Origin of the sequence: Massilia aurea (assembly GCF_040790145.1) — a bacterium.
GTDB classification, from domain to species: domain Bacteria; phylum Pseudomonadota; class Gammaproteobacteria; order Burkholderiales; family Burkholderiaceae_D; genus Telluria; species Telluria aurea_C.
On record NZ_JBFMMP010000017.1, the window covers coordinates 51924 to 72344 of the forward strand.

At 65.5% G+C, this 20421-nt stretch carries 17 protein-coding genes; 6 read left to right on the forward strand and 11 right to left on the reverse strand.

Features of this window, described 5'->3' with window-relative positions; genetic code table 11:
* Positions 1 to 536: 536 nt before the first annotated feature.
* The 3 genes from AB2N08_RS19360 to AB2N08_RS19370 all read left to right on the forward strand — a co-directional run bounded on the left by AB2N08_RS19360 (position 537) and on the right by AB2N08_RS19370 (position 2062).
* Entirely contained in the window at positions 537 to 842 is a 306-nt protein-coding gene (locus tag AB2N08_RS19360; RefSeq protein WP_367612534.1) for a hypothetical protein, read from the forward strand.
* Positions 843 to 959: 117 nt separating this feature from the next.
* Positions 960 to 1385 carry a VanZ family protein gene (locus AB2N08_RS19365; RefSeq protein ID WP_367612535.1) on the forward strand — a complete coding sequence of 142 codons (426 nt, stop codon included), beginning with the start codon at positions 960 to 962 and terminating at the stop codon, positions 1383 to 1385.
* Between the two features lie 155 nt (positions 1386 to 1540).
* Positions 1541 to 2062 (forward strand): hypothetical protein, encoded by a 522-nt coding sequence (locus tag AB2N08_RS19370; RefSeq protein WP_367612536.1) that lies wholly within the window; start codon positions 1541 to 1543, stop codon positions 2060 to 2062.
* Positions 2063 to 2158: 96 nt separating this feature from the next.
* Here the strand turns inward: AB2N08_RS19370 and AB2N08_RS19375 are convergent, their stop codons facing one another.
* The 5 genes from AB2N08_RS19375 to AB2N08_RS19395 form a co-directional block, all read right to left on the reverse strand.
* Entirely contained in the window at positions 2159 to 3994 is a 1836-nt protein-coding gene (locus AB2N08_RS19375) for a glycoside hydrolase family 2 protein (RefSeq protein ID WP_367612537.1), read from the reverse strand.
* A complete protein-coding gene (gene galK, locus AB2N08_RS19380; RefSeq protein WP_367612538.1) occupies positions 3981 to 5096 on the reverse strand; it encodes a galactokinase in 1116 nt (371 codons plus the stop codon). Before galK ends, AB2N08_RS19375 begins: the two co-directional genes overlap by 14 nt.
* The gene (locus AB2N08_RS19385; protein ID WP_367612539.1) at positions 5093 to 6196 is read right to left on the reverse strand and encodes a M24 family metallopeptidase; all 1104 of its coding nucleotides are present in this window, start codon (positions 6194 to 6196) and stop codon (positions 5093 to 5095) included. The genes galK and AB2N08_RS19385 overlap by 4 nt, the downstream gene beginning before the upstream one ends.
* Complete coding sequence (gene galT, locus AB2N08_RS19390) at positions 6193 to 7287, reverse strand: galactose-1-phosphate uridylyltransferase (RefSeq protein ID WP_367612540.1); 1095 nt, start codon at positions 7285 to 7287, stop codon at positions 6193 to 6195. The genes AB2N08_RS19385 and galT overlap by 4 nt, the downstream gene beginning before the upstream one ends.
* A 385-nt stretch (positions 7288 to 7672) precedes the next feature.
* Positions 7673 to 9193: a dipeptidase gene (locus tag AB2N08_RS19395; RefSeq protein WP_367612541.1), complete on the reverse strand. Its 1521-nt coding sequence runs from the start codon at positions 9191 to 9193 to the stop codon at positions 7673 to 7675.
* Positions 9194 to 9318: 125 nt separating this feature from the next.
* Here AB2N08_RS19395 and AB2N08_RS19400 point away from each other — a divergent pair, with 125 nt between their 5' ends.
* On the forward strand, positions 9319 to 10185 hold the full coding sequence (locus tag AB2N08_RS19400) for a pirin family protein (RefSeq protein WP_367612542.1): 867 nt from the start codon (positions 9319 to 9321) through the stop codon (positions 10183 to 10185).
* Here AB2N08_RS19400 and AB2N08_RS19405 read toward each other — a convergent pair.
* Positions 10171 to 10560: a hypothetical protein gene (locus AB2N08_RS19405; protein ID WP_367612543.1), complete on the reverse strand. Its 390-nt coding sequence runs from the start codon at positions 10558 to 10560 to the stop codon at positions 10171 to 10173. The genes AB2N08_RS19400 and AB2N08_RS19405 overlap by 15 nt on opposite strands.
* 263 nt (positions 10561 to 10823) lie before the next feature.
* On the opposite strand from AB2N08_RS19405, the gene AB2N08_RS19410 reads away from it, so the two are divergent.
* Positions 10824 to 11861, forward strand: coding sequence for an asparaginase (locus tag AB2N08_RS19410; protein WP_367612544.1), 1038 nt, complete (start codon positions 10824 to 10826; stop codon positions 11859 to 11861).
* A 141-nt stretch (positions 11862 to 12002) separates the two neighbouring features.
* A complete protein-coding gene (locus AB2N08_RS19415; protein ID WP_370662439.1) occupies positions 12003 to 13604 on the forward strand; it encodes a methyl-accepting chemotaxis protein in 1602 nt (533 codons plus the stop codon).
* 8 nt (positions 13605 to 13612) lie between these two features.
* Here AB2N08_RS19415 and AB2N08_RS19420 read toward each other — a convergent pair whose 3' ends face one another.
* The 5 genes from AB2N08_RS19420 to AB2N08_RS19440 form a co-directional block, all read right to left on the reverse strand.
* Positions 13613 to 14470, reverse strand: a complete 858-nt coding sequence (locus AB2N08_RS19420) for a hypothetical protein (RefSeq protein WP_367612545.1) — start codon at positions 14468 to 14470, stop codon at positions 13613 to 13615.
* 339 nt (positions 14471 to 14809) lie between these two features.
* Positions 14810 to 15505 carry a fumarylacetoacetate hydrolase family protein gene (locus tag AB2N08_RS19425; protein WP_367612546.1) on the reverse strand — a complete coding sequence of 232 codons (696 nt, stop codon included), beginning with the start codon at positions 15503 to 15505 and terminating at the stop codon, positions 14810 to 14812.
* An 82-nt stretch (positions 15506 to 15587) separates the two neighbouring features.
* Positions 15588 to 18338: a hybrid sensor histidine kinase/response regulator gene (locus tag AB2N08_RS19430; RefSeq protein ID WP_367612547.1), complete on the reverse strand. Its 2751-nt coding sequence runs from the start codon at positions 18336 to 18338 to the stop codon at positions 15588 to 15590.
* Positions 18339 to 18517: 179 nt separating this feature from the next.
* Positions 18518 to 19459, reverse strand: coding sequence for a LysR family transcriptional regulator (locus tag AB2N08_RS19435; RefSeq protein WP_367612548.1), 942 nt, complete (start codon positions 19457 to 19459; stop codon positions 18518 to 18520).
* Between the two features lie 4 nt (positions 19460 to 19463).
* Complete coding sequence (locus AB2N08_RS19440) at positions 19464 to 20411, reverse strand: glycoside hydrolase family 43 protein (protein WP_367612549.1); 948 nt, start codon at positions 20409 to 20411, stop codon at positions 19464 to 19466.
* Positions 20412 to 20421 lie beyond the last annotated feature (10 nt).

A 20421-nucleotide genomic window follows, 5' to 3' on the forward strand; every position in this document is an offset into this window, starting at 1 on the left:
ATCGCATGTCTGGTATCCGAATTCGCAATTGGACGCTCGATGACTTGATCCCTATAGTTACACCTGTCTCCACTATTCTCCTCCAAGAAAATAGTTTCAAGCCCGCCCAGCGGGCTTTTTTTTTGCCTGAATGTTTTTGCATAGTCCAAGTGCTGGCAGGGCGTATTGCAATAAAATTAATTAGCACGTCCCTTTTGCCGCTGTATGACCAGAACCTTGATAGAGGTCACGGACTCGTCACATTCGCTGCCTATACTAAGAATCACCTGACATACACGTAACCGATATGCGTGATGGCAGCAGGTGTGGGGCACCCAGGGTGCTGCACACCAACCAGTTTTCCGCACTCTTGGCCCGATCTTGGGTTGTGCCCGCCTAGCGCGGGCATTTTTTTCTGGATTGTCGCAACTCGGTCCAGAAAAAATTGTCTATGTGCTTGAAGCCGACTCCAATGTGGCTATCATGAAGCTGAGACGCCCCACTTTGCAGCCATGTGGAAAACCGCGTACAACGAAACGCTCACGGGAGATCGTCCGATGAATTTACGTGAACCAGAAACAACGCTTTCGCCCGACAGTTGCCGTCGCCAGCAAGATCCGAGCGACCTTGTCCTCAGCGAACTCAATCCGCGCGCCGTTGTCGATCACATCGATCACGACAGCGCCCCTCTCAATCTGCTCACCTTCGGCAGTGTCCGCGAAGTGTGTCCCAAGTGCCAGCAGACACACCTGAAACTCGTCTTGCGACAGGCGAGCGTGCGTATGGCGCACCTGTTCTGCGCCGACTGTGCCAGCTGTTTCGACGCGCACTACGCCGACGGCGCCCCGGCACTGACCGTTTAAAGCACTGCCCTGGCGTCTGATCAATTACAGCAGCGCATGGGCACAACAAGGGAACAACCCGCACACAATGTGCGCACGACATGGTACGGTTGACGTTTGCACCGTCACCGCCACGCCATGCCTGCCCTGTCGACCCTGTTGTATGCCGAATCCCGCCTGCGCCGTGCCATGCACGCTGCCGCGCTGCTCATCTTTGCTGGCATCGTGATCGCCGGCTCGATGCCCGGCGCGCGCGCCGAGGTGGGCGAATATGCCTCCGGCCTCGTCCTGCACAGCCTGGCTTATGCCAGCCTGGCGACGTTGTGGTTCCTGGGCAGCAGCGGTAGCGGGTTGCAGCGCGCTCTCAAGGCCGTGCTGGCGATCGCGCTGATGGGCGCCATCGACGAGGGCGTGCAGCACTTCCTGCCCTACCGCTCGGGCACGGTACATGACTGGCTGGTCGACGTCAGCGCCGCCACCGTCGCCGCCACCCTGCTGGCCATGCTGGTCGCGCGCCTGCCGATGCCGGATGCGCTGCGGCCCGCCCCCGTCCGTCCGCGCTGACCATCTTTGTGCGGATGGGTTCCAACGACAACCCATCTGCTTGATGCAACCTGCCCTCGGACCGAGTCAGCTGGAACGCTGACGCGCTTCCCGCCTCTTATCCTCGTGGCGCGCAGCATCGTCACATCCCCACACACCACTACGAGGAGTTGATCATGAAGCAATCACACCAGAGCGTGGCCCTGGCGGGCCTGCTGGCTGTCGTGCTCGCCATATCAGGCTGCGCCTCCACGCGCGGCGCCGGCGCCCCATCCAGCGGCACCAGCGGCGCCAGCGGCAGTACGGGCACCTATGATGCGGCCACCGGCACCGGTACCGGCGCCGATGCAGCGGGCATCGTGACCGCTTCAGCCGTAACGTCAGGTAGTTCGGTGTCGTCCGGCCTGCAAGACGACCGGGGCAACCGGGCCGCCACCAGCCCGCCCGCCACACCGGTGCCCAACAGCACCGTGCTGGCCATCGAGATCCTGCCTGCCACAGTTGGCGTGAGCGAAGGCGACTCGTCCATGGGCACCAGCGGCACCACCGGCACAGCAGGCAGCTCCGGGGCCGGCCAGGCCTATCGCGTCACGGTGCGGATGGACGACGGCAGCACCCAGGTTGTCACCCACAACACCACACCCGGCTTCCGTAGCGGCGACCGCATCAATGTAACGAGCGGCGCGATCCGGCGCTGATGGCGCACTTGTGCAAAGGCCACATGCGCTGGCGCGACATGTGGCCTGGTGGTGTCTCAGCCGGCAGGCCGTGCCGGCCCTGCCCCCTCGCTGGCGCTACGGCGCGCCAGGGCCCTTGCACGCGTCCTTGCCCGTTTCTTTGCCTTCTTCCACCTCGCGGTGAAACAGGGGGATATTGCGTGTCGCCGCGCTGATCACCTCGAGCGGCAGCTTCGGCGAGCGGTCGGCATTGAGCAAACCGTTGGCTTCCTGGAAGGTGTCGGTGAACTGCGTGTAGCAGAAGCCGCTGAACATGAAGGTTTCGTTGACCACCTGCAGCAGGCGCCGGTACTGCTTCAGGTAGCTTTCGGCCGTGTGCGCCCGGCTATAGCCCCAGGTAGTTTCGTCCGGGTTCGGCGTCTGCTTCGGATCGTAGGCAATGCCGCCGAATTCTGTCAGCACGATCGGCTGGCCGCGGTGCGGGAAACCGTCGAGGGTCAGGATACGCCCGCCTGGCCGCCGCTGATCGAACAGCGTGCGCACCGGATCGGTCACCGCGTAGCGCGCCTGCACCTTCTCGGGATCGCTGTCGTAATCGTGGATGCCCAGGATATCGGTGGCTGATGCCTCCCAACCATCGTTGCCGATGACGGGGCGCGTCGAGTCGAGCGTGCGGGTCAGGTGGTACAGCGCCTCGACGGCATTGCGATGCGCCTGCGTGAGGGTCAGGTTCGGCACGCCCCACGATTCGTTGAAGGCCACCCACACGATGATGCAGGGGTGGCTGTAGTCACGCTCGATCGCCTCGGTCCATTCCTTGACCATACGCGTGATCGCGCGCGGGCTGAAGCGGTACGCCGACGGCATTTCTTCCCACACCATCAGGCCCAGCTTGTCGGCCCAGTACAAGAACCGGGGATCCTCGATCTTCTGGTGCTTGCGCACGCCGTTAAAGCCCATCAGCTTGACCAGCTCGACGTCGCGCTTCAGGTGCCCGTCGGATGGGGCCGTCATGAACGATTCGGGCCAGTAGCCCTGGTCCAGCACCAGGCGCAGCTGGTACGGCCGGCCATTGAGCATGAAGCGGTCGCGGTTGATCGACACTGAACGCAGCGCGGTATATGAGCGGATGCGGTCGAGCACCACGTCGCCCTTGCGCAAGGTGACTTCGGCGTCCAGCAAGGTCGGACGCTCGGGGCTCCAGAGAATTTCGTTGCGCGAATCGTCAATCCCCGGATCGGACAGCGCGATCTTGCGGTTCGCTTCACCGCCGAGCAGCTTGTAGTAATCGTCGGCCAGCAGCTGGTCACCGTGCCAGATCTTGACCTCGACGAACAGGTCGTCCTGGATATCGCCGGCGGCAAACACTTCGCAGCCGATTTCATAGGTCTCGAAGACCGGCGTCCAGCGCAGCTTCTGGATATAGGTGGGCGCGACCTGCTCGACCCACACCGTTTGCCAGATGCCGGTGGTGCGCGGATACCAGATCGAGTGGGCATCGAGCAGCCAGTCCTGTTTGCCGCGCGGCTTGGCCAGGTCGGCCGGATCGTCTTCGACCCAGACCGTCACGACCTGCTTGCCATCCGCATTCATCGCGCCCGAGATGTCGGCCGAGAACGGCGTGTGGCCGCCCTCGTGCTCGACGACCAGCTGGCCATTGACCCACACGCGCGCGCTGTAGTCGACCGCGCCAAAGTGCAGTATCGTGCGGCCCTCGGTGGGCTTTACCTCGAATTCGCGCTGGTACCAGACGAAGCGGTGAAAGCCCGTGTCTTCGATGCCGCTCATGGCGGTCTCGGGCGCGAACGGCACGGTGATCTCGTGCGTCCATTCGGTCACGTCGGACGGCAGCGTGAAGCGGCCCTCGTCGTCGAAACAGAATTGCCATTTGCCGTTCAGGCTTTGCCACTGGTCGCGCACCAGTTGTGGACGGGGATATTCAAACTGATTCATTCTTGTCCTTTCGGTCAGTTGGAACCGGAATCAGGATACGACCCTGAACGCCCTTTCCTGGTTCAAGGTGGTCTTGATAAGCCGCCAGCGCGGTGGTGGCTGCTTCTTGCGCCTGCCCCTTGCGGCACAGGGCGACGCAGGCGCCGCCAAAGCCGGCGCCGGTCAGGCGCGCGCCCAGCACGCCGGGCGCGGCCCGCAGCGCCTCGCACAAGGCGTCGAGCTCGGGGATCGAGACTTCGTAATCGTCGCGCAAGCTCACGTGCGACGCATTCATCAGCGCGCCGAAGCGTTCGGCGTCCACGCCCTTGGCCGCCTCGAGCACGCGCAGGTTCTCGTGCACCACGTGGCGGGCCCGTTCGCGCAGCGGCGACGGCAGCGTCTCGACCGAAGCCGGGTCGGCCACGTCGCGCAGGGCCTTCACGCCCAGGATGCGCGAACCTTCTTCGCATTCGGCGCGGCGCTCGTTGTACTTGCTCGCCGCCAGCGTGCGCGCCACGCCCGAATCGATGACGATCAGTTCGGTATCGGGCGGCAGCGGCGCAAGATGATGTGCCAGCGTGCGCGCATCGATGAACAGCATATTGGTTTCATCGGCCAGGCTCGAGGCCATCTGGTCCATGATCCCGCAGTTTACGTGCGCATACTCGATCTCGGCGCGCTGGGCGATGCGCGCCAGCTTGACGTCGTCGAGCTCGAAGCCCAGCAGCGCACGCATGGCGCGCAGCGTCGCTACTTCAAGTGCCGCCGACGACGACAGGCCCGAGCCCACCGGCAGGTCGGTCTCGACATACACGCGTAGCGGCGGCACGTCGATACCGTCAGCCTGCACCAGGCGGATACAGCCCTCGATGTAGCTGCCGAAGCCCTGCGGCGCGCTGCTGTCCCTGGCGAAGGTCACGGTCGCGTCGAAATTGGGTGAATAAAAATGGAAATGATCGTCGCCGCTGCGGCTCATGGCCACCAGCGTGCGCTGCGGCGTGGCCACCGGCAGCATGAAACCGTCGTTGTAGTCGGTGTGCTCGCCAAGCAGGTTCACCCGGCCCGGCGCCGACGCGTTCACTTCAGGGGCGCCGCCAAAGAAGGTATCGGTCGTGATGGTCATGTTTGTACCTCCAGCCAGAGCGGCCGCTGGCGCCCCTGGACTTCAACGGACGGCCAGGCCGGATCGAAGGTGAGGTTTTCGAGTCCGTCTGGGCCGAGCAGGAACGTGTCTTCGATTTTCATACCGTTATAGCTTGGATTGAACGCGAACGCCATGCCCTGTTCGAGTTGTGTGGCGGTGCTGGCGGTGGCGACGATCTCGCGCGCCAGATAGCCGGTAATGCCGCCCTGGTGATGTTCGCGGATCGCGTCCTCGACGTCGGCATGGTGATACGCCTGGGCCAGCGCGTGGTACACCGATGACAGCGATTTGCCGGGCACGACGGCGGCCAGGCCGGTGGCCTCGACCGCCATCAGCGCGCGCTGCGCCGCCGGCGCCGAACCCGCGCCGCCGAAGCTCACGAAGCGTGTCAGATTGGCATACAGGCCGTGCCGGCGCGCGCAGAAAACCAGCATCGCGCGCTCGCCGATCGGCTCGTGCGACGGCGTCGCGTGACGGAACAGCGGCAGGCGCCTCGCGCCGGCCACCAGCACCAGCGCCGGGTGGATGCCGCGGCGCCACAGCGCCTCGGCGCCGGCCCCGGCCAGTTGCTGCTCGGTCCAGTCGGGCCGGGCACGGTGCAGCACCTCGGTCATCGCCTCGGCCGCTTCACGGCCCAGCAGCCGGTAGCGCGCCTGCTCGGCGTCGCCCAGTACCAGCTTGCGCTGACGCAGCGGCAGCGGCAACGGCAGTTCGTCATCTTGCGGACGATCAGACAGCACCGGCCGGCCATCGGCCGCGCCGAGCACGAAGCGTTCGCGCAGTTCCAGCTCGGCCCACGGGCCAACATGGAAGCTGAAACCAGCCGGCACTTCTTCCAGGCGCAGGCGCTCGCCTTCGATCGCGTCGGTCAGCACGCAGGCGTCGTTCGGCGTGACCAGCACTTCGGCAATGCCCACGTCGGTGGTGTGCAGCACCGCGCTCGAGCCGCCCGCAGTGATCCAGGCGAACCAGTCGATGCCGCGCAAGCGCACCGCGCCGGCCCCGGTCGAGGCAAGGGTGGCGCGCAGCAGCGCGAGTTTGTCGGCGACCTCCTGGGCGCGCATATCGATGTCTGTCATGCACTCTCCTCCAGGTCGATCTCGACCTGCTGCAATTCATAGGCGGTGGTTTCGGGCAGCACGTCCATCGCGAACATGCCGGCGGCCAGCTCGGTACCGGCCAGGTATTTCAGGCGGTCGCGCGTGCGGTATGGCGGATAGAACTGCGCATGCAGCTGCGTCTCGGGATGCTCGGCGCCGTCGGTCGGCGCCTGGTACCACGCCATCAGGTACGGGAAGGGGCGGTTCCACAGCGTCTCGTACTTGAGCAGCACTGTCTTGAGTGCGCGCGCCAGCGAATCGCGCTGCGGCGGCGTGAGCGCCGCGAAATCCTTGCACGGTGCAGTCGGCATCACCCATACCTCATATGGATAACGCGCGCAGGCCGGCACGAAGGCAATAGCAAAGTCGTCCTGGTACAGCACGCGCTTGCCGTCTGAGGCTTCGCCCCGCGCCATGTCGCACAGCAGGCTCGCGCCGTGCTGCAGATAGTATTCGCGCTCTTGCGCCAGCATGCGCGCCGGGACCGACGGCACGAACGGGTACGAGTAGATCTGGCCATGCGGGTGGTGCAGCGTGACACCCACTTCGGCGCCGCGGTTCTCGAACGGCAGCACGTACTGGATGTGCGGATGGCTGCCCACGCGCGTGGTGCGGTCGCCCCACACCTGCAGCAGCAGCGCGATGCGCGACAGCGGCAGATGGGCCAGCGCCGTGTTCGGGTCTTGCGTGAAAACGACCACTTCGCACTGGCCGTTGGCCGGTGCGGTCGGCACGGTCACCGACGGCGGATCGTGCGACTCGAGCGCCAGCGACGGGAAGCGGTTGTCGAATACGGCGATCTCGTAGTCGCCCGCGGGCATCTCGGTGGGATTGGCAGGGTCGATCGTCGGCGCCAGCGGATTGTATTGCGGCGGCGGCTGGTAGGTGCGGTTCTGGCGGAACGCCGCGTAGGTGACCCATTCGCCGCGCAGCGCATGCCAGCGCAGGTGCGGGTTGGCGTGCTGCGGATCCGGGAACGGGCTGGGTGCGACCAGGCCGTCGGGGATGGGTCCGTTGCTGTAGAGAGTAAGGTTGCGTCCGTCCGGTTTTTTGAGTTCTTTACTGTGCATGGCAATCAATAAGGTTCGGTCACATCCGGCGCGAACGCGCACGCCAACATCGACGCATTGGCGCGCTCGCGGCTGTAAGCCAGGCTCTGAGAGCATAGCTCTTGGCCGATCCTATCATGCTGTAATCGCCACATTTTCTACCCGGAACCAAGTCCTTTTCCGGGCAACAATACAGTGGCTGTATCAGGGCGACACAGCCCTCGGCATACGACGAGGATTCACAAGGGAGAGCGCCCGTACGGACGCTCGGTGGCCCGGATATTGTAGTCCCACGCCTACTAAAAAATTAGAAGTTTTTACACAATTTGGCAAGGCACGGGACTACAGGACACGGAGGGCAAGAGGGGCGCCGCAACGCTGCGCACAGACGAAGCAACGCCCTGCCTTACCGCGCCAGTTCGACCAGCACCGCCGTGTACATCTGCAGGTTCAGCAGCAACTGCCTGGTCGTGATGAACTCATGCTCGGAATGCCCCGAGTATTTCTGGCCCGGCATCGATGGCCCGAAGCTCACCGTATTCGGGAACAGGCGCGAATTGGTGCCGCCACCGATCGCAACCGGCTTCGCATCCTTCATGCCGGTGAAGTAGGCGAACGTCGAGAGCAGCGTCGGCACCTGCGGCGCGTCTTGCAGGATCCACGGGTCGCGCATGCCGACCTTGATGTTCGTGAGCGGGACCTGGCGCGCCTGCCACTGGCTCAAGGCGGCGTTGATTTCATCGGTCAGCTGCGCGCTCGTCTTGCCCTGCGGGCGGCGCAGGTTGATCGCCACCTCGATGCCGTCATCCAGCTGGCGAATCACGGTCGGCTTGAAGGTGAGCGGGCCCATGAACTTGTCGCGGTAAGCGATGTTGCCGGCGCCGCTGCCAAATTTTTCGCCGTAGTAGCCCACGCCGACGAGATCATTCAGGTAGTTCACGACCCCGCCGGCCGTGGTATTGGCCCACGGCCGCACGGCCAGCGCATCGGCCAGCATGCTCACCGCGTTTACCCCTTCCTGCGGCTTGGACGAGTGGGCCGACATGCCCTTGGCGCGCACCGCCAGGTCCTTGCCCTGCCACGTGTAGGTGTACGTCATGCCTTCGTGCTGCGCGCCGCGTGCGCGGATCTGCCCTTCGATCTGCGGCGTCGCATTGGCCACCAGCGCCTCGGCGTCTTCCGGAATCTGCGTATTGAACGAGCCGCCACCGAACGCGGCGATGTAGGCGTCGCCGGCCACTGGCGCCTGCGCGCCGGCCTTCGGGATCGTCACGGCCACCGTACCGCCGCCCTTCTCGGCCGTCACCACCGGATACTCGGCGTCGAGCGTGATGCTCATTTGCGGCGGCACGTGCGTCTTGAGGAACTCGGTCAGCGGGCCCCAGTCGGACTCCTCGCCCATGTACACATACAGCTCAATGCGCTTGGTGAGCGGAATCTGGCGGTCGCGGATCGTCTTCATCGCATACAGCGCGGTGGCGATCGGGCCTTTATCGTCTTCGGCGCCGCGCGCGATCAGCTTGCCCGGCTCGCTGGTGCGGTCCAGCACGAACGGCGACTTCTTCCACTTGGTCGGATCGACCGGCTGCACGTCGCCATGCGTGACGATGCCCACACGTTCGGTACCTTTACCCAGGCCGACGACGACCGTCCAGCCGTAGTCGGTGTAATCGAGCCCCATGCGCTCGGCCTCGGCCTTCAATGCCGCCTTGAACGCGATATGCACCGGGTTCCGGTCCGACGGGTAGCGCGCATCGACCACCGTGTTGAAGCTCACCAGCCTGGCCAGCGTGTCGACGACATCGTTGCGGTAGGTGGCCACGGCATATTTGGCGGCGCTGACGGCGACCTCGCTCGGCGCGGCAGCGGCGGCATAGGTCGGGATTGAGGCCAGCAACAAGCTGGCAAGGCAGACGTTCTTGTACATACTGGGCCGTTCTCCATTGGTTGCAAATGCGCAAAATATCCAGCATAGCGCCTTCTGTAACCGCTGTGAACGCGACTGCCGCTTTCAGCGTATCGTTACGCATCCAGACCAACGACAACATCGCAATGACCGACAAGACTTTCCTGCGCGCGCACGCCGCGCTGCGCGACGATATCGGCGACCTGCTCACGCAGCGCCCCGTGCCCTCGCCCGATCTCGACCAGATCGATCCGTTCCTGTTCCTGAACCACCACGGCCCGCAAACCTACGGCCCGCACAACCGCGGCCTGCCGTTCGGCCCGCACCCGCACCGGGGTTTTGAAACCGTCACCTTCATCGTCGAAGGCATGCTGGCCCACCGCGACAGCGCGGGCCACGAAAGCATCATCCACGCCGGCGGCGTCCAGTGGATGACGGCGGGCAGCGGCATCGTGCACGCCGAAGTCTCGCCGCGCGACTTTCTCGACACCGGCGGCCCGCTCGAGATCCTGCAACTGTGGGTGAATCTGCCGGCGCGCCTGAAGATGACGGCGCCCGCCTACACCGGCGTGCAGCAAGCGCAGATTCCGGCCTTGTCGCTGGACGACGGCCGGGTCACGCTGAACCTGATCGCCGGCGAGTGGGCCGGCAGCACCGGCCCCGTGGCGTCGCTGACCGGCGTGTTCATGAGCACCGTCGCGCTGCAGGCCGGCGGCCGGCTGCGCATCACCGGCCTGCAAGGTCGCAACGTGCTGCTGTATGTGGTGCGTGGGCGCATCGGCGTGGGTGGGCACGACGATCTCGTCAACGCTTACCAACTGGTCGAGCTGAGCGAGGCTGGCGACACGCTCGAACTCGTCGCCGATACCGCCTCGCTGCTGTTGTTCGGGCACGCCGATCCGATCGGGGAACCGGTGGTCGCGCACGGGCCGTTCGTCATGAACACCCGCGCTGAAATTGGGCAGGCGATCGCCGACTACCAGGCCGGCCGCTTCGGCTCAACGCTGGCTTGACGCCAGCACGCGGCCTGATTCGTCCTTGAGGTGGACCGTGTGCGGGAACGGCCCGCCGTCGAAGCGCACGCTCAGGTCCTTGCCGACCGCCTCGAAACGGTCGCTCCCCACGTGCACGATTTCCTGCGGGCCTTGACCCAGGTCGGCGTACAGCTTGCGGCTCTTGCCGGTCACGTGCAGCGTGCGACCGTCGTCGAGTTTGTAGGCGCCCTGCATGCGCTGGTACATCATCGGATCGATATAGACTTTTTTCGGCTGCGCGGCGCGCACGTTGATGACGTCGGCGACGTCGCCGGTAGCGATTTGCGGGGCGGCGCTGCTGGCCAACGAGACGACAGCGGCGGCGGCGAACAGGGCGATGGAAGCGAGGCGCATGATGGTGATTCCTTTCAGGTCGGTGGCGGAAAATTTGGCGTGTCGCCAGCGCTGCGTTGCCTGACGATGAAGCCAGTCTAGCGAGCCGAAAAAAGCGTTCAAGCGCGAAGGGCGTCAAGCGCCGGATTACGCGACGAAGTGCGCGATTCGCGGGGTGAACGGGAGGTGCATATATGAAAGCAAGCCTTGTTTCAACTGTGTGTCTGCATTACGTACGTATGTCGTACAGTAGGGGTCCGCCCACTTGGATTGCCCCCTCTCCCATGCCAGTCATTCCCCTCGCCGCGACCACGCGCGGCTACCCCGACACCGCTCATTTGCCCGATTACGCAATCGAAAACGTGCACCTCGGATCGGTCGCCGTGGTCGACACGAGCGGCCGCCTGCTGTGGTCCGCCGGCGACCCGGATTACCCCACTTTCACGCGCTCGGCGCTCAAGCCGTTCCAGGCCCTGCCCTTCATCCTGGCCGATGGCCCGGCGCGCTTTGGCCTGTCGGGCGACGAAGTCGCGCTGCTGTGCGCGAGCCACTCGGGCGAAGACAAGCACCTCGCTGGCGTGAGCTCGATCCTCAGCAAGATCGGGCTCGATCCCGGCCACCTCGAATGCGGCTGCGCGGTGCCGCTGCACTACGAGTTCACGGGCCAGAAGCCGCCGCCGGATGGGCATTGGACGCCGCTGCATCACAACTGCTCCGGCAAGCACAGTGGCTTTCTGGCCTGGTGCCGGCTGCACGATGCGCCCACGGCGGGTTATGTCGAGCGTGCGCACCCGCTGCAGCAAGCCGTGCGCGCCACGCTGGCCGAGACCATTGGCATGGCGCCCGACGCCATGCCGGTCGGCCTGGACGGCTGCTCGGCGCCCAACTACGCGATGCCATTGAGTCGCCTGGCGCACCTGTACGCGCGCCTGGCGCACGGCCCGAAAGACCCGAAGCTGGGCGGCGCACTGGGCACGCTGCGCGACGCGATGATCGCCCGCCCCGACCTGGTGTCGGGCGAGGAACGCACCGACCTGCACTGGATGACGGCCGGTGGCGGCGACTGGGTCACCAAGATCGGCGCCGACGCCGTGCAGGCGATTGGCATCCGTTCGGCCGGGATCGGCATCGCGATCAAGATCGTCGACGGCAATGTGCGCGCGCTGCATCCGGCCGTGTACGCCGTGCTCGATCAACTGGGCCTGTTGAACGCGGCGCGGCGCGAGATGCTCGAGCGCTATCGCCAGCCGGCCATCAAGAACGCGCGCGGCGCCGTGGCGGGCGATATCCGCACGCTGTTCAAGCTGACGCGTCAAGCCTAGGCCGAACTACGCCGCACGGGGCTTGTGCGGCATCAATACAACACGCTGTCGTATTGATATTTCATTTGAAGTTTAAACGGTTGATACTTGCCTGACGGAATTTCTCCGCCGTTCAATCTTTTTCTTCGAAGTGATGACATTGTGCTAAAAAACTTACGTATCGGCTCGCGCCTGACACTTGGCTTCGCCACGATGCTCGTCCTGTCGCTGGCGGCCACCTCGTTCGCGCTCTACACCACGCGCAGCAGCGCCGAAGCCACCCAGCAGATGATGCAAAAGCCGCTGACCAAGGAACGCCTGGTGGCCGACTGGTATGTGCTGACCTATTCAGCCATCGCCCGCACCTCGCTCATCGCGCGCAGCACCGACAGCACCCTGTCGGCGGTGTTCGCCAAGCCGATCAAGGACAGCGTCGCCGACACCACGGTCATCCTGAAAAAAGTCGAAGCGCTGCTCGACTCGCCCGAAGAAAAAGCGACGCTGCAAGAGATCCTCGGCCTGCGCAAGACCTACCAGCAGGCCAAGGAAACCGTGATGAACGCGCGTACCGCGGGCGACGCCGCCGCCGCCGAGCAGGCCTATGAACAGGTGTTCGCACCCGCGGCCGCCGCCTATGGCGCGAAGGTGCTGGCCCTGCTGCAGATCCAGCGCAAGAGCATCGACCAGACGGCGCTGGCCATCGAGGCGGCCAACGAGCGCAGTACGCGACTGGTGCTGACGCTGGCCGTGCTCTCGACGCTGATCGGCGCGATCGCCGCCGTGATCATCACGCGCAGCATCACCCGCCCGCTCGACGCCGCGCTCGATGTCGCCGAGACGGTGGCCTCGGGCGACCTGGGCCACGCATTTGCCTCTTACCCGAACGACCAGGTGGGCGATTTGATGCGCTCGCTGCAGACGATGAACGGCTCGCTGGTGCGGGTGGTGTCGCAGGTCCAGCAAGGCACCAGCGCCATCTCCACCGCCTCGAGCGAAATCGCGGCCGGCAATCTCGACCTGTCGGCGCGCACCGAGCAGCAAGCCAGCTCGCTCGAAGAGACGGCCGCCTCGATGGAAGAACTGACCGCCACCGTGCGCCAGAACGCCGACAATGCGGTGCAGGCCAACGGCCTGGCGCAGACAGCGTCCGACGTAGCCGCGCGCGGCGGCGCCATCGTCGGGCAAGTGGTCGACACGATGGGTTCCATCGACGCCTCGGCGCGCAAGATCGTCGACATCATCGGCGTGATCGACGGCATCGCCTTCCAGACCAATATCCTGGCCCTGAATGCGGCGGTGGAAGCGGCGCGCGCCGGCGAACAGGGGCGCGGTTTTGCCGTGGTGGCGTCCGAAGTGCGCAACCTGGCGCAGCGCTCGGCTGGTGCGGCCAAAGAGATCAAGGCCCTGATCGGCGACTCGATGACCCAGGTGAACGCCGGCACGACGCTCGTGCAGCAGGCCGGCGCCACGATGAGCGACGTGGTGGCCAGCGTGGCGCGCGTGACCGACATGATGTCCGAGATCACCACTGCCACGCAGGAGCAGCGCGTGGGCATCAACCAGGTCAATGAAGCGATCACGCAGATGGACCAGGTGACGCAGCAGAACGCGGCGCTGGTCGAGGAAGCCGCCGCGGCGGCGGCGAGCATGCAGGAACAGGCGGCGCAGCTGGCGCAGGTGGCGGCCGCGTTCAGGCTGGGCGAGTCGTCTGGGCGCACGCGCCCGCAACTGGCGGCGCGCGCGGTGCCGGCGCTGGCGGCGTAACGGCGGCGCTACGCCGCCAGCCGGCCCAGCATCGCGGTGATCGCGTCCAGCACCGCGCCGTCGTCCCAGTAGGTGTTGTGCGCCAGCGGATTCCAGCTGCGCATCACGAAGTCGCCTACCCCGCCCCCGGCATTGATGGCGCGGTCTTCGACCAGGGCCCGGTAGCCGCCGGACAGCGGCTGCAGCGGCCAGCCCAGCACGTCGTCGGGATCGTAGAAGTTGATCCACTTGAACAGCGACGTCGGCGGCGCGATCGGGATGATGTGCATTTCCTGGTGGGCAGCGACGAAGATCGGGATATTGCAGCCAGTGGTGACCAGCCCCGCGCAGGTGCCGCCGCCGATGAAGGCCAGTTCGCTGTTGGTGAGGGGCCGGCCCAGCCGGGCGTTGGCCCAGGCATCGATATTGCGCCAGATGCCGGCAGCGACGGGCTTGCCGGCGGCCGCTTTCTGCGCATCGTAGAGATAACTCGACAGCACCTGGCCGCCCAGCGACTGCGCGACGAACACCACGCGCATGCCGGGCCGCGCGGCGTGGGCCGACAACAGCGTGGCGGCGATCTCGCCCTGGGCCTGCTCATAGACCGAACCGGGGATCTCCTTGCGGTTTTCCAGCCCGGCGGCGTCGCCCAGGCCATACAGGACAAACTTGCGCAGCGCGTCGTAGCGCACCTTGCCGGTGGCGGCGATGCGGTCCCAGACCAGGCGCTGGTTGTCGTGCAGGATGCCCTGGTAGTAGACCGGGCGCATGACAACCTGGCCGGCCAACGCCCCCAGGCGGGTGCGCAACCCAGTGAACAAACCGTCGGCATAGTCGGGCAAGGTCTCGCCCATGCCGTGCACGGCAATCAATGCGACTTGTGTCATAGCGCCTCCGCGCGTGCTGCGGCGCAAGGAGCGCCGATAGCACTAGCGTATCAAATTTTTGAGGCTTTGACTTTTCGCAAATGAGTCGCTGATTGGGGCGCGGGATTGGCCGGGAGGATGCACGTGTTCGCATCAGACCACATTCTCGAGCACGTGAGGAAGACCAGGCCACGTCCCCAAGCACGTCGTTCCAGCCCTCGCCGGGCGCCTTGGCTGGAACCCAAGTTCAGCAGCCGAGCCGCAACGTTGATGTCGGCGCGCGACTGCCTTGGGTTCCAGCCAAGGCGCCCGGCGAGGGCTGGAACGACGGTCTTTAGTGCAGCGGTATCGTCGGTAAAATCAGCGGGCGCCGATCTCCAGCTCGAACGTCTCCACCCCCTCGACACCCCCGCGCACCCGGTCACCCGGCTGCAAGGCGCCAACACCGGACGGCGTACCCGAATAAATCAGGTCGCCCGGCGCCAGCGTCACGAGGCGCGACAGCGATGCGATCACGTCGGCGATCGGCCAGATCATTTCATTGAGGTTGCCTTCCTGGCGCAGCGTGCCGTTCACTTCGAGCCAGATGCGCGCGTCGGATGGATGGCCCGCTTCGCTCACCGGATGCAGCGCGCTGCACGGCGCCGAGGCGTCGAAGCCCTTGGCCATGTCCCACGGCCGCCCGGCGTCCTTGGCCACCGCCTGCAGGTCGCGCCGGGTCAGGTCCAGCCCCACGCCATAGCCCCACACCAGATCGAGCGCCTGCGCCGCGTCGATGTCCTTGCCGCCCGACTTGAGCGCCACCACCAGTTCGATCTCGTGGTGCATGTCGTTCGTCGCCGGTGGATACGGCACCGCCCCACTTGCCGGCACGACGGCGTCGGCCGGCTTGGTGAAGAAGAACGGGGGTTCGCGATTCGGGTCGCTGCCCATTTCGCGCGCGTGGGCCGCGTAGTTGCGGCCGACGCAGAACACACGGCGCACCGGGAAGCGCGCGCTGGAACCGGCGACGGCCACTGAAGCCGCGTCGGGTGCGGTGATGACGAATTCGGTCATGCTCATCCTTTCGTTGACAGGAGCACCATGATACTCCGCCGAAGGATGCCAGTCGCCCGCAGGAGTGGCCCACAGAAGGGACTCAGGACGACGCGGCAGCTGCGTCGTTCTGCGCCGCGAGCGCCGCACTCGTTTCCAGGATGCGCACCAGCGCCGTCATGTCGACCGGCTTGACCAGGTGATGGGCGAAACCGGCGTCGAGCGCGCGTTCGCGATCCTTCGCCTGGCCGTAGCCGGTGACCGCGACCGGCACCGTAGCCGCCAGCTCGGGCAGCGCGCGGATGCTCGAGGCCAGTTGGTAGCCGTCGATGTCGGGCAGGCCGATATCGATCAGCATCACGTCGGGCCGTTCGATGCGCGCGCGGCGCAGGGCGGACGCGGCGTCGTAGTCGACGGCGGTGGCGTGGCCCTGCACCTGCAGCAGCGTGGCCAGGCTGTCGGCGGCGTCGGTGTTGTCGTCGACAATCAGCACGCGCAGCTGGCGGCCGAGCGTGGCGCGTACCGGTTCGGCATCGGGTGGCAGCGCATCGGCGTCGTCGCAGCGCGCGCTCGTGCCCAGGCATGGCAAGCGCAGTGTGAACGTGCTGCCGCAACCGACGCCGTCACTGTGCGCCGTGACGTCGCCATCGTGCAGGTCGACCAGGCGCTTGACGAGTGTGAGGCCCAGCCCCAGCCCGCCCTGCGAGCGCGCCAGCGTGCGTGCGCCCTGCGTGAACAGGTCGAACACGTTCGGCACCAGGTCGGGCGGCATGCCCGAGCCGTTGTCGCGCACTTCGAGCGCCATGCGCCCGCCATCGGCGCTCAGGCAGATGGCCAGCGTGCCCGCCTTGGGCGTGTACTTGGCCGCATTGCCGACGATATTGGCCACGCTCTGCACGAGCCGCGTCTGGTCGCCCCGCACATACACGGGCGTTTCGGGCAACTGCACCGTCACGTGGTGCGATTTCTCGAGCACCAGCGGGCGTGTCTGGTCGAGCGCCCCGCTGACCACGTCGCGAAAATCGACCGTCGCCAGTTTCAGTTTGACCAGGCCACGCGTGACGCGCGAGACGTCGAGCAGGTCGTCGATCAGGCGGCTCATGTGCTTGACCTGGCGGCTGATAATGGCGCTGGTCTGGCAGATGCGCGGCTCGCTCGCGAACTGCATGCTGAGCAGACTTGCCGAGCTGCTGATCGGCGCCAGCGGGTTGCGCAGCTCGTGCGCCAGCATGGCCAGGAATTCATCCTTGGTGTGACTGAGGCGCTCGGCCTGCACGCGCGCCAGGCGCTCGCTTTGCAGCAGCGCGGCGCGCTCGAGCGCCGACTTTTGCGCGATCTCGTACAGGTGCGCATTGTCCATCGCCACCGCGGCCTGCGCGGCCAGGCCGGCGACGATGCGCTCGGTGCGCTCGGTGAACATATTGGGCGACGGGTGCCCGAGGAACAGCCCGCCCAGCACCTGGCCCGACTGCGACACCACCGGCACCGCCAGGTAGCTGCGCACGCGCAGCTGGGCCAGCGGCGTGTCTTCGGCCACCAGTGCCGCGTGTTGCGGATCGAGCGTGATGTCGTCGCAGCGCACCGGCGCGTCGCCATCGAGGATCGGGCGGAAGATGCCGGCCGTCGGCGGCCCGAGTCGGTCGAACTGCTCGCGCGAAGCGCCGGACAGCGCGTACAACCGCATTTGGTCACCCCGACCACCGGCGTTATAGAAAAAGGCGCCGAAGCGCGCGCCACTGAGTTCGGTGCCGGCGTCGGTGATCGACTGCGACAGCGTGGCCAGGTCGAGCGTCGAGGCCAGCGCGCGCCCGGCGCGGTTGACGGTTTCGAGGATGCGGCTCTCGTCGCGCAGGCTTTCTTCCACGCGCGAGCGGCGCGCGACCTCGCGCGTATGGCGCGCCACGTCTTCGGCCATCGCCACTTCTCGCTCGGTCCAGTGGCGCGCCATCGGTTCGTGCAGGTAGAACACGGCGGACAAGCGCGCCTCTTCGATGATCGGCACCATCACCAGGGCGCGCGCGCCGATGGCGTCGTACGCGATCGCATGCGGCGCGCTGCGCTCGTCGGTGTCGACATCGTCGATGCGCACGCTGCGGCCCTGGCGCAGCTTGGCCGTGATTGCGGGGCCGAATGCGTCGAGCGGATGCGACCTGCCGGCCAGGCTGGGCATGCGGCCATTGGTCCAGTCGCCGTCGACGCTGACGGACTTGCCGGCGGCGTCGATCTCGCCATACCCCACGCGCGCCACGCCCAGCGTCTGCCCCGTCATGGCGCTCGTCGCGCGCATGATGTGGTCGGCGTCATCGAGGCCGTCGAGCGCTTCGCCCAGCTTCTGGTGGAAGGCATGGCGGTAATCGGACAGCACGTCCGACGTCGTTTCGGTGAGCACGCAATACACGCCGGCCACCTGTCCCGCATGGCGCACGGGCGAGAGCGAGACGCAGAAGAAGCGCCGTTCGCGCTTGCCGTTGCGCTCGAATTCCATCAGCGCGTGCTGGAGCTGGGTCGATTCGCCGGCCAGCACTTCGTCGAAATACGGCCGCATGCGATCCCACAGTTCGGGGCGCACGCTGGCATACGGCGCGCCGCGCGCCGCCGGGTGCTTGTCGCCCAGGAGGTCGGAATACGCGTCGTTGTAGAACAGGCGCAGCTCGCGCCCGATCGCCAGAAACATGGGGAAGCGAGACGCCTGAATGAGATCGGCAATGGCGCGCAAGCCTTCGGGCCAGGTGTCTGGCTCGAACAGCGTCGACGGCGCGGTGACAACTGGCGCAGGCGCGTCCAGCCCGGCAGGATCGCCGGACAGCACAGGGCTGGCGTCGACCATCGGCATGAAGCCGCTAAGATTACTCATCAGGAATACCCAGTATGGTTCTTGCAAGGCTGGCGCGCCTGTTACCGAGACATCGTGTACTGCCCTCTTCTTGCAACGCCGCCAACATATTCTTGTTGGGGGATTATAACGAGCAAACAAACCGGGCCGCGCCCGTTACGCATGAGCCCGTAACGGGGCGTGGCGGCGATGCCACAATCCTAATAAATCTCCGCCGCTGCCGCCCGCACGGCGCCCAGCAGCAATTCGGCGCCAGGCGAGAGCAAATGATCCTGCTGGCGAATGATGCCGAACGCGTCCATTGTGCATGGCAAATCAATGGGCAAGATACGCATCACATTCAGCGACGCATAATATTGCGCGACTTCTTGCGGCATCACATGAAGTGCGTCGGTTTGCTGCAACAGCGCGGTGACCAATAACAACGCTGTCGTATCGACCACGTTCACGGGCGGCTGCAGGCCGGCGCGCAGAAACATCATGTCGAATCGGTGGCGCAGGATGCTGCCCGGCGGCGGCAAGATCCAGGGGCGTCCGGCAATGTCTTCCAGCGTCAGGTTCTTGTTGTCGAGTAAAGGATGATCGGGTCGCACGACGGCGCAGGCCGGCTCTTCGGTCAATTCTTCATAGATCAGGCCGGTGGAGTCTTCTTTCTCGAGAATGCGCCCGATCATGAAGTCGAGCGTGCCGTGCTTGAGCTTATCGAGCAGCACATTGCTCGACTCGAGCTGCACGCCGATGCGCAGCAGCGGCGCGTGTTCCTTGATGCGGGCAATCGCGCGCGGCAGCAGCGCCATCGCCGGCGTCATGATCACGCCCACCTCGACCTGCCCTGCCAGCCCGGCCTTGAGCGCGACGATATCGTCGTGCGCCAGCGCCAGGCTGGTCAGCGCCATGCGCGCGTGGCGGATCATCGTCTCGCCGTAGATGGTCGGCTCCATCCCGCGCGGCAGACGCTCGAACAGGCGCACGTCGAGCATCTCTTCGAGATCCTTGATCTGTTTCGACGCCGCCGGCTGCGTCATGTGCAGCTCTTCGGCCGCGCGGTGGATGTTGCGGTAGTCGTCCAGCGCAATCAACAGCAGCAGCTGGCGCGTCTTGAGGCGCGCCTTCAAAAACCAGTTGGGGTTCGTCGTATCCATCGGATCAGGTGCAGCCCGGCGACGGATTGGCGGCGGGACCGGCAACGGTCTGCGCCACATGCAGGATCTTGCCGTCCGGGGCGTAGCGCAATTCTTCGACCGCGACCGAGCGGCGGAATTCCCCGCCCGTGGGCAGCTTGCCGTTGTGGTAGAAGATGTACGACTTGCCGTTGAAGTCGACGATCGCCTGGTGGATGGTTTTCACGTTGGTGTTCTTGTCCATGATGACGCCGTCCATCGACCAGGGGCCGACCGCGCTCGGGCCGCGCATGGCCACCGTCTCTTCGGGGAAGTGGCGTGAATAGGTCAGGTGGTAGGTCCCCTTGTGCTTGTGGACGTAGGCCGCCTCGACGAAGTTCTCCAGGCCCACCGTCTGGATCGGGCCATCGAATTCGATCATGTTCGGTTTGAGCTTCACGTACTTCATGACCGTATTACCCCAATACAGGTAGGCCTGGCCATCGTCGTCGATGAAGACGGCCGGATCGATATCGTCCCACAGGATCTGCGTCTGCTTCGTCATGTCGTTCGACACCAGGGCCTTGCCGAGTGCATCGACGAACGGGCCGGTCGGGCTGTTCGATACCGCCACGCCGATGGCCTTGCCGGGAATGGTCGCATGGTCGACCGTCGAATAGAAATAATAGGTGTCGCCGCGGCGGACGATGTCCGAGGCCCACGCATCGCGCCCGGCCCACTTGAAGGTGGAGTAGCGCAGGGGCGAACCGTGGTCCGTCCAGCGCTGCATGTCGCAGCTCGAGTAGACACGCCACTCGTTCATCACGTAATCCTTGCCGCCTTCCGGCGCTTCGTCCTTGCCAACGTAGAGATAGACGCGCCCCTTGTCCACCAGGGCTGCCGGATCGGCCGTGAAACTATCCCTGACGATCGGATTGGCGGCGTGCGCGCAGGCGCTCGCGCACAGCAGCGCGGCGAACATCGTGTGTTTCATGGTGTCTCCT